The organism is Bradyrhizobium forestalis (assembly GCF_002795245.1).
GTDB lineage: Bacteria > Pseudomonadota > Alphaproteobacteria > Rhizobiales > Xanthobacteraceae > Bradyrhizobium > Bradyrhizobium forestalis.
This window is the reverse complement of sequence record NZ_PGVG01000004.1, coordinates 62,097-74,868: the sequence shown is the minus strand read 5'-3', so window position 1 is coordinate 74,868 and position 12,772 is coordinate 62,097. Positions and strand designations below refer to the sequence as shown.

The window sequence follows — 12,772 nt, the reverse complement described above, 5'->3', positions numbered from 1 at the left end:
AGGCGAAACATCCGGCAACACAGGAGAGCGCGACAGCAATGCAAATGCAGCCAGAAGCCGAATTCGGTCTCGCCGACGCCCGACGCATCCTCGGCGAGGTTTTTGCGCCCTGGGTCCAGGATCTCAACCTCGCGGTCGAGCGCATGGAGCATGCGCAGCCGGCAGAGGTACCGGACTGGCAGCCGGGCGCGCTGCTGCGCATGCCGTTTTCGGAGCGACTGTGCCGGAACGGCGGCGTGGTCTGCGGCCAGGCCCTGATGGCGCTCGCCGACACCGCGATGGTGATCGCGATCCTCGCTGCCAATCGCGGCTACCGCCCCATGACCACGGTCGACCAGACCACGCATTTCATTCGCGCGGTCTCCTCGTCCGACGTGCTGGCGGACGCGCGCGTGGTGCGGCTCGGGCGTACCATGAGCTTTGGCCGCGTAACGCTGCTCTCCGCCGCCGACAGCAAGCCGGTCGCGATGGTGTCGAGCGCGTTCGCGATGCTGCCGGGGTGAACTCGCTCTGAAAGGAAGAGAGCCGCGGGAAGCGCAAAGCGCCGCGCGGCTCTCGATGGAAGCATGTCGGGACAGGAAACGCGGTCGCGCTTCGCCTCGTCACCCATGCGATGTTACTTGCCGAGGATCTCGTCGGCCGCGGTGACGACGCTGACGGTCGGATTCTTTCCACAATAGGAACCGAACTTCTTGGCGTTCGCGATGAAGACGTCGGTGTCGATGATCGCGTTGTCCTCGTCGCCCTTGTACCAGCCGTCCATCCAGGTCAGCACGACCGCGATGTTGTCTTCGCCGCTCTCGAGGAACTGCTTGCAGCTCATGGTCGAAAGATCCCACTTGACCGCGTGGGCGGGCATCGATGACAGCGAGAGCGCTGCGGCGAACAAAATCGAAAGCATGGTCTTCATCAATATCTCCATCGGCGCGTGGCGCCACAAAAGTAAGGCTCGTAGGGAAGTTCGTTGGAGCGGCTCTCCGCTCCAACGTCGTAAACAAAGTCTGAATCGCCGTGCAAGTAGCGCCAGTATTGAGTTTAGTTCGACGTAATTTCTATGCACTACTTCACAATCATCAGCAGGACTAACGCGGATGATCGAGAAGCGCGCATCGCAACGTCACCGTGTTTTCAAAGGTGGAACGATCACCTTCGAAAACAGCGGCATTCCTTGCACGGTGCGAAACATGTCGGCGGGCGGCGCGGCGATCGACCTCGACGTCCCCGTCATGTTGCCGCAATCGTTCACGCTCTCGATCGCGCGCGACGATTTCGTACGGCATTGTCGCACAGTTTGGCGCAGCCACAAGCGCGTCGGCCTCGCTTTCGTGCAATAGCACGCGCGATGTGAACGAGCGTTCGCATCGCATGCACAACACGATCATGATTGCTTGATACGGCGACGGCGACGGCAGCGCAGGCTTGCGATCACGAGCGTGATGATCGCGAGCGTGATCAATGCTGAACCCGCAACAAACCGTCCGCCCGGACGATCGATCGTGCGCGACCAGAGCGACGGCGCCTCGCCCAGCCGCGCCAGGCGGAACGCCACCACGCTGTCGCCGATCGAGGTGCCTGCCTCGGAATGGCCGCCGGCGCCGATCGCGACATATTGCTCGCCCTTCCAGAGATAGGTCATGGGATTGGCGACGCCCGGCACCGGCAGCCGGCCTTGCCACAGCTCCTTGCCGCTGCGCGCATCGAAGGCGCGCAAGTAAGCATCCATCGCGCCGGTGAAGACGAGGCCGCCGGCGGTGACCGCGAGCCCGTTGACGAGTGGCGCCCCCCAGGGCAGCGGCATGCCGAGCGGCGCCAGATCCTCGGTGGTGCCGACCGTCGAACGCCAGAGGATTTTTCCGCCTCTCAGATCGACCGCGACCATCTCACCCCAGGGTGGCTTGTTGCAGAGCAGCCCGAGCGGCGACATCACCACCACACGCGACATCGCGAACGGCGCACCACGCTGCTGGCCAAAATCGTGACCGGGCGGCGGATTGAATCCGGCCGCCTCAGCGCGCGGGATCAGCCTGATGAGATGAGCGGCGCGGCTGGTGTTGGCATAGAGGATCTGGTTGACCGGATCGAACGCCGCGCTGCCCCAGTTCACACCACCGCCGGTGAACGGAAATTCCAGCGTGCCCTGCACCGAGGGCGGCGTGAACAGACCCTCGTTGCGTGCTTCCGCGAATTGACGTTCGCATGCCGAACGGCCGAGGCCCGGCAATAGCGAGAGCGCATCATCGGGCGAGATCGTCTGCGACGTCAGCACCGGCACATGCGTCGGGAATGGCTGCGTCGGCGACAGCGCTTCGCCGTCCGCGCCGCCCTGCGGCACCGCGCGCTCTTCGACCGGCCAGACCGGCTTGCCGGTGTCGCGGTCGAGCACGAAGACAAAACCCTGCTTGGTCGGCTGGATCACGACATCGCGCGGCCCCTCGCCGGTGTCGATAGTCGTGAGCGTCGGTTGCGCCGCCACATCGTAATCCCAGGCGTCGTGGTGCACGGTCTGGAACGCCCACACCAGCTCGCCGGTCTCGATGCGCAGCGCGATCACGGAATTGGCATGCTCATTGTTGCCCGGCCGCCTGCCGCCCCAAAAGTCCGGTGACGGCGAGCTCGTCGGCAGAAAAACGAGCCCGCGCGTCTCGTCGACCGACATCGGCGCCCAGACATTGGCGTGGCCGGCCTCGATGCCGTCGCGCTGCAGCGGCTCGAAGGTCCAGCGCGGCTCACCGCTGCGCGCATCGAACGCGCGCACCACGCCGCTCGGCGCGTCGACACGGCGGTTGTCGCCGATCGCAGAGCCGATCACGACGACACCGCGGCCGATAGCCGGTGGCGAGGTGATCTGAAATTCGCCGGGCCAGTCCAGCCCCATGCCGATCTCGAGCTTGATCTCACCGCCCTTGCCGAAATCGGCACAGGGAATTCCCGTCTTCGCATCGAGCGCGATCAGGCGGACGTCGTTGGTGCCCATGAAGATGCGCGATCGGCAGACGGCATCCCGATGTGCCTGATCATCGATCCAGTGCGTGACACCGCGGCAGACATAGCGATTGGCGGGACGCTGATTGGTGGCGATCTTGGGATCGAAACGCCATTTTTGCACGCCCGTGCCGGGATCGAGCGCAATCACCTCGTTGAAGGGGGAGCAGAAGATGAGGCTGTCCTCGACGAACAGCGGCGTCGCCTGGAATTTGGTCCGCCGCATCAATTCGGGCGGGCGCGCGGTGAGATCGCCGGTGTGATATTCGAAAGCGCGGACGAGTTGCCCGACATTGTCCGGCGTGATCTCTCGCAATGGCGAGAAGCGCGAGCCGCCGATATCGCCGCCCCAACTCTCCCAGGCGAGGCACGGCCGCACTGCAAACAACAGAAGTGCGAGCCCGGCCGAAACCCGTAAGCAGGTCCGCAACATCCGCCTCACTTCATCTCGGCTTCTTGGCAGGTTCGCTCGGGCGGGCACCACCCCACGGGTCGTACTTCTCCTTGGGCTCGGGGATGCGCTCGAGCGCGGCCTTGTAGGCTTTCTCGTCGACCTTGGGGCGGTTGTCCGCCGGCTTGGCGCCGTCATTGGGCTGGCGCCGGCCCTGCGCCTGCGCCGAGGCCGCCGTCAGTGCCAAGACGGCGGCTGCTATGACCAGAATCCTCATTAGTGCAATCCCCCTCGTGTGGGGTACAAACTAGCCCGCAATCGCGGAATAGCAAATGCCGCGGGTTCCAAGGCTTCAGCAAATCTTGATCAATCGGGACTTCGCCCGATCACATTCGTGCCTATCTGTTGGCCCGCAGGGGACCTCCAGGGATGTTGCGGATTATTGCTCATGCGGCGCTGTTCGCCGGCGCGCTTGCGCTCGGCGCCTGCGGCTTTACCGACAGCCGCGCACCGGTGCCGGAGTTCATGCGCATGAAGGAGGCGGAGCAACCGCCGCCCGAGCCGCCGCCCGACGTCAAGCGGCTGGTGCGCGAGCAGATCGACGTCGTCTTCCTCACCACCTCCTATCCGCGCGAGGTGCACGTCGCCCCGCCCCATCGCGAGGTGCGAGGACCGGGCTGGACGGCGTGCGTCCGCGCGCAGCTCACCTCCGCGACCGGCACGCCGCTCGGCGCCCAGACCTACATCGTGACGATCAACAGCGGGAAGGTCGTGGACCGCCGGCGGGCGGAAGCCGACGATATCTGCGGGACGGAGACCTACGAGCGGATCTAGGCGCGGCCCCGGCGATGGACGTCCGCCCCGGTCGTTTTCGGACACGGTCATCGCATCGGACTCGCGCGACAAAGGTGTAGCCGCTATAGCGGGCGCCATGCTCGACTTCGAAGCTCACTACGATGCCCTCCGCCGCCGCGACGCAACGTTGGACGGCGTGATCTTCGTCGCGGTGAAAACAACAGGCATCTATTGTCGCCCGGTCTGCCCGGCGCGCACGCCACTCGCTCGCAATGTGACCTTCTATCGTAGCGCCGCCGCGGCCGAGCACGCCGGCTTCCGTCCTTGCCTGAGATGCCGGCCGGAAACAGCGCCGTTCTGCCCCGCATGGAAAGGTTCAAGGACAACCGTCGAACGCGCGCTGGCACTCATCGAGAAGGGAGAGCTCGATTGCGGCGGCGTGGATCGGCTGGCTGAACGGTTGGGAGTCGGCACGCGCCACCTGGCGCGCCTGTTCGCCCGACATCTCGATGCGTCTCCACTGCAAGTGGCGCTGTCGATCCGTGTGCAGCGCGCCAAGCGGCTGCTTGATGCAAGTGATCTTCCGATGGCCGCCGTCGCGGAACGCTCCGGCTTTTCAAGCGCGCGGCGCATGAGCACCGCATTCACGCGGCTCTACGGTCGCCCGCCATCGACCTTCCGGAGAAAGGCCGAAGCTTCGCGACTCGAACACAGGCAAGTGCGATGAGGAGATTCAGATGACCGCGAAGAGCTATGGAACGGTCGACGCCGGACGACAGAAGCAGTTGAGTGGGCAGGAGTTCGTCCAGGGCCTCGCCAACGGAACGTTGCCTCTCAACACGCTCGCCCAAACATTGGGCTATGATGTGGTGGAGGCTGAACGTGGCCGCGTCGTCGTCGCGCTCGTCCCGACCGGCGCTCACCTCAACCCGGCGGGCACGGTGCATGGTGGTCTCACGGCCACCTTGCTCGACAGTTGCATGGGGTTGGCGATCCAGTCGGTCCTCGACAAGGGGACCGGCCAGACCACGCTCGAGTTCAAGGTTTCGCTGCTGCGGCCGATTACGCCGGAGACGGGACTGATCACGGCCGAGGGCAAGGTTCTGAATTGCGGCCGCCGCATCGGAACGGCCGACGGACGTGTGACGGATGCCAAGGGCCGGCTGCTCGCTCACGGCACGACCACATGCCTCATCTTCCCGGCTTGAGATCAAGGGAACAAACCGCCCACAAAGTCCCGGTTCCAGGAAAAACCAGCATCGCGGCCGGGAACGATCACCGCCTCCTCTTCTTGTACCGCCGAGGGCAGTTTCGGACGGAGGAGACGATGAGGACAATCACGATTGCGCTGCTGGCGGGCGTCGGCGCGCTGGCCGCAGCGGGCGGCGCAAGGGCCGCGGACATCTACACGACGAGCGAATACACCAATCCCGATCTCGTCCAGCAGGTGCGGCTGGTCTGTGACGATGCCGGCAATTGCTATCGCACTCGCCGCGGCGCGCGCGTGATCGTGCGCGACTCCTACGCGACGATGCCGCGCGACCGTTATTACTACGAGCGCCGCACCTACCGCGATTGGGACGACGGTCCGCGCGCCGGTGTCGGCATTCGCGCGCCGGGCGTCAGCGTGGGCGTCGGTGTCGGCGACGATCGCTGGTAGTCGTTCCAAGACGAATGATGCGCGGGACCGGGCGGATTCGCCCGGTCCCGTTCACGTGCGCGGCCTGACCAGCGTCAAGCGGGCACAGCGTGCTGCTGAAACTGCTCGTAGGCCGCGATCGCATCGGCGGCGTACATCAACGATGGCCCGCCGCCCATATAGACGGCCATGCCGAGCGTCTCCTCGACCTCCTCGCGCGTTGCGCCGAGCTTGACCAGCGCCTCGGTGTGAAAGCCGATGCAGCCGTCGCAATGCGCGGCAACCCCGAGCGCCAGCGCGATCAGCTCCTTGGTCTTCTTGTCCAGCGCACCGTCGCGCGAGGCGGCTTGCGCGAGCGCGGCAAATCCCTTCATGGTGTCGGGAATGTCGCTCCGCAGCTTCTTCAGGTTGGCCGAGATGTTCCTGGTGATGTCGACGTAGTTCTTGTCCATCGGATCCTCGCTAGCTGGACTTGGCTATGGTCGGAGCCGCCTCGCGCGGCGCGCGCAAGGCGATGTAGATCGCGGGGATCACCAGCACGGTGAGCAGCGTTGACGACGCCAGCCCGAACAGGAGCGAGATCGCCAATCCCTGAAAGATCGGATCGAGCAGGATGGTTGCGGCCCCGATCATGGCGGCAAGCGCAGTGAGCAGGATCGGCTTGAAGCGGACGGCGCCCGCTTCCAGCACCACTTCGCGCAGCGACTTGCCCTCGGCGCCACTGTGGCGGATGAAGTCGACGAGCAGGATCGAATTGCGCACGATGATGCCGGCCAGCGCGATGAAGCCGATCATCGAGGTCGCGGTGAACGGCGCGGCCAGGAGCCAGTGCCCGATCAGGATGCCGATCAACGTCAGCGGGATCGGCGTCAGGATGACGAGCGGCAGCCGGAAGCTCCTGAACTGGGCGACGACCAGCACGTAGATGCCGAGGATGGCCGCGCCGAAGGCCGCGCCCATGTCGCGGAAGGTCACCCAGGTGATCTCCCATTCGCCGTCCCACAGCAGCGTCGGACGCGACTCGTCCGATGGCTGGCCGTGCAGGCTGATGGCGGGCTTCGGCAGCTTGCCCCAATCATGGGCATCCACGCGATCGGCGACCGCGAGCATGCCGTAGAGCGGCGCCTCGAAGCGCCCGGCAAGCTCGGCCATCACCATGTCGGCGAAGCGGCCATCGCGGCGGAAGATCGTCGGCGAGCCATCCTCCACGGTCGCCTTCACGACCTGGCCGAGTTCGACCACCGTCTTGCTGCCAGGCAATGTATTGGCCGGCACCGGCGTGGAGGCCAGAGCCTCGTCCCAGACCAGATCGCGCTTACCGAGATGCACGGCGATCTCGATCGGGTTGCGGTCCTCGCCGCGATGCGAATAGCCGATCGAGATGCCGCCGAACAGCGCCTGGATGGTGTCGTAGACGTCGCGCTGCTCGACGCCGAAGAATTCGAGCCGGTCCTGGTCGATCGAGAGCCGCAGCCGCGGCCGCTTCTCGCCGACGGAATCGTCGATGTCGACGATGAACGGCACTTCCGCGAATATCTTCCTGAGCTCGGCCGTGACCGCACGGCGCGTGGTCGCATCGGGACCATAGACCTCGGCGAGCAGCGTCGACAGCACCGGCGGCCCGGGCGGCACCTCGACCACCTTGATGCTGGTGCCGGTGGGCGCACCGAGCGCCTTGAGCTTCTCGCGCAGCTCGAGCGCGATCTCATGGCTCGCGCGCTTGCGCTCGCCGCGCGCAGCCAGGTTGACCTGCACTTCGCCGAGCTCGGGCCTCTCCCGCAAGTAATAGTGCCGCACCAAGCCGTTGAAATTGAACGGGGCCGGCGTACCGGCATAGGATTGCAGCGAGGTGACCTCCGGCAATTGCCGCGCAATCTCGGCCGCGCCGAACAGCGTGCGCTCGGTCGCCTCCAGGCTCGCCCCTTCCGGCAGGTCGACGACGACGGCGATCTCGGACTTGTTGTCGAACGGCAGCAGCTTCACCGTTACCGACTTGGTCGCAAACAGCGTCATTGACAGCAGCGTCGCGATGCCGACGCCGAGCAGGAATATCCAGGCCGACCGCTTGCTCCGCACGATCGGCGCGGCGAAGCGCCGGTAGAGCCGGCCGAGCCGGCCTTCATCATGGCCCGCGTGCGTCGAGGCAATCTCGCCCCTCGGCGCGAGCTTGAGCATCAGCCAAGGCGCCACCACCATCGCGACGAAGAACGAGAACAGCATGGCGGCAGACGCATTGGCCGGGATCGGCGCCATATAGGGCCCCATCAGGCCCGACACGAACAGCATCGGCAGCAACGCCGCGACCACGGTCAACGTCGCGACGATGGTGGGGTTGCCGACCTCCGCCACCGCCTCGATGGTCGCCTGCAGGCGCGGCCGGCCGTCGCGCATGGCCCAGTGCCGCGCGATGTTCTCGACCACGACGATCGCGTCGTCGACGAGAATGCCGATCGAGAAGATCAGCGCGAACAGGCTGACGCGGTTGATGGTATAGCCCATCAAATTGGCGGCGAACATCGTAAGCAGGATCGTCGTGGGAATCACGACGAAGGTCACCAGCGCCTCGCGCCAGCCGATCGCGATCGCGATCAGCACGACGATCGAGACCGTCGCGAGGGCGAGGTGGAACAGCAGCTCGTTGGCCTTCTCGTTGGCGGTCTCGCCGTAGTCGCGCGTCACCGTCACCTGGATATCCTCAGGGATCAGGCGCGACTTCAATCCTTCGAGACGCCTCGCGATGTTCTCGGACACGACGACCGCGTTGGCGCCGGCCCGCTTGGCCAGCGCCAGGCTGACGGCGGGCGTCCGCGCCCACTGTCCGGCGGCATCGCGTGATTCCGTCCAGACGCGATGCTCGATGGTGCTCGGGCCGACGACGACGGAGGCGACGTCCTTGACATAGACCGGCCGGCCGTCACGGCTCGTGATGAGCAATAGTCCGATATCGGGAATGCCGGACAACGTCTGCCCTGCCGCGACGCTTCGCACGATGCCGGCATCGCGGACCTGCCCCGCCAGGAACGAGCGGTTGGCGTCCTTTACCTTGGCCACGAGCTGCTGCAGCGTGATGCCGAACAGCGACAGCTTCTCCGGATCGGGCTCGACCCGGATCTGTTGCGCCGCCCCGCCGGATATGTAGGTCAGGCCTATGTCGTCGACCTTCATCAGCTCCGCGCGCAGCTTGTCGGCGAGCTCGTAGAGATCCTTGTCGGTCCAGCGGCTGGCAGCTTCCGGCTTCGGCGACAGCGTGAGCACCGTCACCGCGACGTCATTGATGCCCCGGCCGACGATCAGCGGCTCGGGGATACCGACGGGAATGCGGTCGAGATTGGCGCGGATCTTCTCGTGCACCCGCAGGATGGCATCCTCGAACTTGGTGCCGACCAGGAAGCGCGCGGTGACCATGACGCGATCGTCCTCGGTCTGGCTATAGACGTGCTCGACGCCGTCGATGCCCTTGACGATCGATTCCAGCGGTTTGCTCACCAGCTCCACCGCGTCCGGCCCGCGCAGACCGTCGGCATTGACACGGATGTCCACCATGGGAACGCTGATCTGCGGCTCCTCCTCGCGCGGGATCACCATCACGGCGATCAGCCCCACCACGAGTGCCGCGAGCAGGAACAGCGGCGTCAGCGGCGATGCGATGGTCGACCTGGTCAACCGCCCCGATAGCCCGAGATTCACGGCCGCACCAATTGGTCGCCGGCTGAAATGCCGGACAGGATCTCAAGTCCGTCGGGGAGCGCCGGCGTCGGCAGCACGCGGCCACGCTGCACCGGCACGTCTATCGTTTCGCCATCCTTCTGAAGCCGAACGTAATCGACTCCGAACCTGGTCGTCACATAGCTCGAGGGGATGACGAAGGCCGGTCGCGCGCCGCCGGAGATCCAGACCCGCAAGCGGTCACCGACGAAATATTCGCCGAGGCCCTCCACGCTCGCATCCGCAATGACGCGACCCTCCTCGATCTGCGGATAGACGAGATCGATGACGCCCAACTTGGCGGCTTCGCCGACGAACTCCGCGCCGTCGATGCGAATCTTGTCGCCCGCCTTGAGGAGGCGCGCATGCCGCTCCGGCACGCGAAGCCGCAGCTTGAAATTCTGCTGGGCGACGGTGACGATGGGATCGCCCGCGAGCACGACGGATCCTATCGTGATCAGCCGCTTCAGCACGCGACCGTCCGCCGGCGCGAGCACCTGCCCCTGGTTGAGCTGCTCGTTGATCACCGCACGTTCGGCGGTCTTGGCGCGCAGGCCGTTCTCGGCGACGTTCAGCGCGGTGCGCTGCTCGTCGAGCTTGATCCGTGGCAGGATGCCGCGCTCGACCAGACCTTCGGTCCGGGTGAAGTCGAGCTGCGCCTGGTTCGCCTGCGCCTGCAGCGCCTCGATCTGCGCGTCAAGCGATTTCATTTGCAGCACGAGCTTTTCGTCACCGATGGTCGCGATCGCCTGGCCGGCGGCAACGCGATCCCCTTCCCTGACCTTGAGCTGAGCCACCGTGCCGCCGATGCGCCCGCGCGCCGGCACCACGCTGATACTCTCGACCGTGGCGAATACGGCCTTTTCATCCGCGATCGATTGCCGCGTGACCACGAGTGTTTCGGCCGCCGTCGCCGGCGTTCCAGACGAGCCGATCGCCGCGAAGGCAGCCAGCAAACCCAAATATCTCGCCATACATTGCATGGGACTTTTCCGTGTCATGATCAAAGCATCACCACGCCGCTGCGCAGCTCATTTCATCTGCATGGGAATGGGGCGTGTTGATCCTGCTCAAGGCGCCCTCACCCGAGCTCTCCTAGATTTCACCTGGTCCTTGCGGACTTCGGTGCGCAGAACGTCTGGTAGAGCGTCTTCAGCACCTCGCGTGCCGGCTCGCTTGCGATCGAATAGAAGATCGTTTGCGCCTCACGCCGGGCAGACACCAGACCATCCTTGCGAAGGAGCGCGAGATGTTGGGAAACCGTGGAGTCCCGCAGGCTCAGGAATTCGGCAAGCTCGCCGACCGACCGCTCGCCGTCGATCAACTGGCAGATGATCAGCAGGCGGTGCCGGTTGGCGAGCGCCTTCAGCAGCTCGCTCGCCTGATCCGCCGCCCGCTCCATGATTTCAGCATTAACCTTCATACTTGCGTATATACGCAATTACGAATATATCGTCAAGCGCTGCACGACAGCCGGAACTGAACCGGCGGAGCGGCTTGGTCCAACGGAGGTACCCATGGCGGAAGTTGTCGTAATCGGAGCCGGTCTGAGCGGAACGCTGATGGCCTACGAATTGCTGCCCCAGTTGAGGAAGGACGATCGCCTGAGCGTCATCTCACAAGGCGCCGTCTATCATTTCGTCCCATCGAACCCTTGGGTCGCGGTCGGCTGGCGCAAGCGCGAAGAGATCGAGATCGATCTTGCGGACGTGATGAAACGCAAGGGCGTGCGACTGCTGACGCAGGGCGCAAGGCGTGTCCACCCGGCCGAGAACCGCGTCGAGCTCGGCGACGGCACGTCGATCGACTATGACTATCTGGTCGTCGCGACCGGCCCCGAACTGGCGTTCGACGAGATTCCGGGTCTCGGGCCGCAAGGCTATACCCAGTCGATCTGCCACGTCGATCACGCCGCGCATGCCCGTGAAGCCTTCGAGAAGCTCGTGGCCAACCCCGGCCCGGTCGTCATCGGCGCGGTGCAGGGTGCTTCCTGTTTCGGCCCGGCCTACGAATTCCTCTTCATCCTGGAGACGGAGCTGCGGCGGCGAAAGCTGCGCGACCGCGTCCCGATGACGTTCGTCACCTCGGAGCCCTATATCGGCCATCTCGGTCTCGACGGCGTCGGAGACACCAAGGGTCTGCTGGAAAGCGAGATGCGCGAGAAGCACATCAAGTGGATCACCAACGCCCGCGTCGACAACGTCGCCCCCGGCTTGATGTCGGTGGAGGAGTTCGCCGACGACGGCACCTCTCGCAAGGCCCACGAGCTGCCATTCGCCTATTCGATGATGTTGCCTGCCTTTCGCGGCGTCGAGGCGGTGCGCGGCATCGAGAAACTGACCAATCCGCGCGGTTTCGTCGTCGTCGACAAGCACCAGCAAAACCCCGCTTTTCCCAACGTCTTCGCGGTCGGCGTCTGCGTCGCAATCGCGCCGGTCGGCGCGACACCGGTGCCGGTCGGCGTCCCCAAGACCGGCTTCATGATCGAATCCATGGTGACGGCGACTGCGATGAACATCGGCGCCCTGCTTCGCGGCAAGGCGCCCGCGGCACAGCCGACCTGGAATGCCATCTGCCTCGCCGACTTCGGCGACTCCGGTGTCGCCTTCCTGGCGCAGCCGCAGATCCCGCCGCGAAACGTCAATTGGTCCTCCAAGGGCGAATGGGTGCACCTCGCCAAGGTCGCCTTCGAAAAATACTTCCTGCGCAAGATGCGGCGCGGCGAGAGCGAGCCGTTCTACGAGCGCTTCGTTCTCGACAAGCTGAACATCGCCAAGCTCAAGGAGGTCCGAACGGGCACATGAGCACGACGCGTCAGATCGTCTGTGGCAGTTGCGGGCGCATCAACCGCCTGCCTGCCGAACGCGCGGCGCAAGCTGCGCGTTGCGGCGCCTGTCACCAGCCGATGTTCAGCGGCCATCCGATCGAGGTGGACGAGGAAGCCTTCGGCCGCCACGTCGCCAACAGCGACATTCCCGTGCTGGCCGACGTCTGGGCACCATGGTGCGGCCCGTGCCGCGCCATGGCGCCGATGTTCGAGCGCGCCGCGCAGCAGCTGGAGCCGAACGTCCGGCTGTTGAAGCTCAATTCGGACAACGCACCTGAACTGTCGTCGCGCCTCAACATCAGCGGCATCCCGACCCTGCTGTTGATGCGCGGCGGCCGCGAGATCGCCCGCCATTCCGGCGCGATGGATGCACGCAGCATCGTCGCCTGGACTGAAGCCGGCGTGACCCGTTCGTAGCCCAGCCAGAAAGAAG

At 65.2% G+C, this 12,772-nt stretch carries 15 protein-coding genes; 8 read left to right on the top strand and 7 right to left on the bottom strand.

Annotation, left to right across the window (positions count from 1 at the left end; translation table 11 throughout):
• Positions 1-38: 38 nt before the first annotated feature.
• Positions 39-503, top strand: coding sequence for a PaaI family thioesterase (locus CVM73_RS06610; RefSeq protein ID WP_100231216.1), 465 nt, complete (start codon positions 39-41; stop codon positions 501-503).
• A gap of 113 nt (positions 504-616) precedes the next feature.
• On the opposite strand, the gene CVM73_RS06605 is transcribed toward CVM73_RS06610, so the two are convergent.
• Entirely contained in the window at positions 617-910 is a 294-nt protein-coding gene (locus tag CVM73_RS06605) for an HdeA family protein (RefSeq protein ID WP_167406672.1), read from the bottom strand.
• Between the two features lie 181 nt (positions 911-1,091).
• Here CVM73_RS06605 and CVM73_RS06600 point away from each other — a divergent pair, with 181 nt between their 5' ends.
• The gene (locus tag CVM73_RS06600) at positions 1,092-1,334 is read left to right on the top strand and encodes a PilZ domain-containing protein (protein WP_100231214.1); all 243 of its coding nucleotides are present in this window, start codon (positions 1,092-1,094) and stop codon (positions 1,332-1,334) included.
• A 44-nt stretch (positions 1,335-1,378) separates the two neighbouring features.
• Here CVM73_RS06600 and CVM73_RS06595 read toward each other — a convergent pair whose 3' ends face one another.
• Both CVM73_RS06595 and CVM73_RS06590 read right to left on the bottom strand, forming a co-directional pair.
• The gene (locus CVM73_RS06595; RefSeq protein ID WP_100231213.1) at positions 1,379-3,415 is read right to left on the bottom strand and encodes a pyrroloquinoline quinone-dependent dehydrogenase; all 2,037 of its coding nucleotides are present in this window, start codon (positions 3,413-3,415) and stop codon (positions 1,379-1,381) included.
• 10 nt (positions 3,416-3,425) lie between these two features.
• Positions 3,426-3,650 carry a hypothetical protein gene (locus tag CVM73_RS06590; protein WP_100231212.1) on the bottom strand — a complete coding sequence of 75 codons (225 nt, stop codon included), beginning with the start codon at positions 3,648-3,650 and terminating at the stop codon, positions 3,426-3,428.
• Positions 3,651-3,802: 152 nt separating this feature from the next.
• Here CVM73_RS06590 and CVM73_RS06585 point away from each other — a divergent pair, with 152 nt between their 5' ends.
• From CVM73_RS06585 to CVM73_RS06570, 4 genes are all read left to right on the top strand, one after another.
• On the top strand, positions 3,803-4,207 hold the full coding sequence (locus tag CVM73_RS06585; protein ID WP_100231211.1) for a hypothetical protein: 405 nt from the start codon (positions 3,803-3,805) through the stop codon (positions 4,205-4,207).
• A 97-nt stretch (positions 4,208-4,304) separates the two neighbouring features.
• The gene (locus CVM73_RS06580) at positions 4,305-4,895 is read left to right on the top strand and encodes a bifunctional transcriptional activator/DNA repair enzyme AdaA (RefSeq protein ID WP_100231210.1); all 591 of its coding nucleotides are present in this window, start codon (positions 4,305-4,307) and stop codon (positions 4,893-4,895) included.
• A gap of 10 nt (positions 4,896-4,905) precedes the next feature.
• Positions 4,906-5,376, top strand: coding sequence for a PaaI family thioesterase (locus tag CVM73_RS06575; RefSeq protein ID WP_100231209.1), 471 nt, complete (start codon positions 4,906-4,908; stop codon positions 5,374-5,376).
• 119 nt (positions 5,377-5,495) lie between these two features.
• The gene (locus CVM73_RS06570; RefSeq protein WP_100231208.1) at positions 5,496-5,828 is read left to right on the top strand and encodes a hypothetical protein; all 333 of its coding nucleotides are present in this window, start codon (positions 5,496-5,498) and stop codon (positions 5,826-5,828) included.
• Between the two features lie 74 nt (positions 5,829-5,902).
• Here the strand turns inward: CVM73_RS06570 and CVM73_RS06565 are convergent, their stop codons facing one another.
• The 4 genes from CVM73_RS06565 to CVM73_RS06550 form a co-directional block, all read right to left on the bottom strand.
• On the bottom strand, positions 5,903-6,259 hold the full coding sequence (locus CVM73_RS06565; protein WP_100231207.1) for a carboxymuconolactone decarboxylase family protein: 357 nt from the start codon (positions 6,257-6,259) through the stop codon (positions 5,903-5,905).
• Between the two features lie 10 nt (positions 6,260-6,269).
• Positions 6,270-9,494 (bottom strand): efflux RND transporter permease subunit, encoded by a 3,225-nt coding sequence (locus CVM73_RS06560; RefSeq protein ID WP_100231206.1) that lies wholly within the window; start codon positions 9,492-9,494, stop codon positions 6,270-6,272.
• The gene (locus CVM73_RS06555) at positions 9,491-10,486 is read right to left on the bottom strand and encodes an efflux RND transporter periplasmic adaptor subunit (RefSeq protein ID WP_167406671.1); all 996 of its coding nucleotides are present in this window, start codon (positions 10,484-10,486) and stop codon (positions 9,491-9,493) included. The genes CVM73_RS06560 and CVM73_RS06555 overlap by 4 nt, the downstream gene beginning before the upstream one ends.
• A gap of 128 nt (positions 10,487-10,614) precedes the next feature.
• Positions 10,615-10,914: an ArsR/SmtB family transcription factor gene (locus CVM73_RS06550; protein WP_430641290.1), complete on the bottom strand. Its 300-nt coding sequence runs from the start codon at positions 10,912-10,914 to the stop codon at positions 10,615-10,617.
• 115 nt (positions 10,915-11,029) lie between these two features.
• Between CVM73_RS06550 and CVM73_RS06545 the strand changes: the two genes are divergently transcribed.
• Positions 11,030-12,316, top strand: a complete 1,287-nt coding sequence (locus tag CVM73_RS06545; RefSeq protein WP_100231203.1) for an NAD(P)/FAD-dependent oxidoreductase — start codon at positions 11,030-11,032, stop codon at positions 12,314-12,316.
• Positions 12,313-12,756: a thioredoxin TrxC gene (gene trxC / locus CVM73_RS06540; RefSeq protein WP_100231202.1), complete on the top strand. Its 444-nt coding sequence runs from the start codon at positions 12,313-12,315 to the stop codon at positions 12,754-12,756. Before CVM73_RS06545 ends, trxC begins: the two co-directional genes overlap by 4 nt.
• Positions 12,757-12,772 lie beyond the last annotated feature (16 nt).

Bases quoted from the DNA above. Each gene is read 5' to 3' on its own strand.
- CVM73_RS06610 (WP_100231216.1), top strand. From the start codon at position 39: ATGCAAATGCAGCCAGAAGCCGAATTCGGTCTCGCCGACGCCCGACGC.
- CVM73_RS06605 (WP_167406672.1), bottom strand. From the start codon at position 910: ATGAAGACCATGCTTTCGATTTTGTTCGCCGCAGCGCTCTCGCTGTCA.
- CVM73_RS06600 (WP_100231214.1), top strand. From the start codon at position 1,092: ATGATCGAGAAGCGCGCATCGCAACGTCACCGTGTTTTCAAAGGTGGA.
- CVM73_RS06595 (WP_100231213.1), bottom strand. From the start codon at position 3,415: ATGTTGCGGACCTGCTTACGGGTTTCGGCCGGGCTCGCACTTCTGTTG.
- CVM73_RS06590 (WP_100231212.1), bottom strand. From the start codon at position 3,650: ATGAGGATTCTGGTCATAGCAGCCGCCGTCTTGGCACTGACGGCGGCC.
- CVM73_RS06585 (WP_100231211.1), top strand. From the start codon at position 3,803: ATGTTGCGGATTATTGCTCATGCGGCGCTGTTCGCCGGCGCGCTTGCG.
- CVM73_RS06580 (WP_100231210.1), top strand. From the start codon at position 4,305: ATGCTCGACTTCGAAGCTCACTACGATGCCCTCCGCCGCCGCGACGCA.
- CVM73_RS06575 (WP_100231209.1), top strand. From the start codon at position 4,906: ATGACCGCGAAGAGCTATGGAACGGTCGACGCCGGACGACAGAAGCAG.
- CVM73_RS06570 (WP_100231208.1), top strand. From the start codon at position 5,496: ATGAGGACAATCACGATTGCGCTGCTGGCGGGCGTCGGCGCGCTGGCC.
- CVM73_RS06565 (WP_100231207.1), bottom strand. From the start codon at position 6,259: ATGGACAAGAACTACGTCGACATCACCAGGAACATCTCGGCCAACCTG.
- CVM73_RS06555 (WP_167406671.1), bottom strand. From the start codon at position 10,486: ATGGCGAGATATTTGGGTTTGCTGGCTGCCTTCGCGGCGATCGGCTCG.
- CVM73_RS06550 (WP_430641290.1), bottom strand. From the start codon at position 10,914: ATGGAGCGGGCGGCGGATCAGGCGAGCGAGCTGCTGAAGGCGCTCGCC.
- CVM73_RS06545 (WP_100231203.1), top strand. From the start codon at position 11,030: ATGGCGGAAGTTGTCGTAATCGGAGCCGGTCTGAGCGGAACGCTGATG.
- trxC (WP_100231202.1), top strand. From the start codon at position 12,313: ATGAGCACGACGCGTCAGATCGTCTGTGGCAGTTGCGGGCGCATCAAC.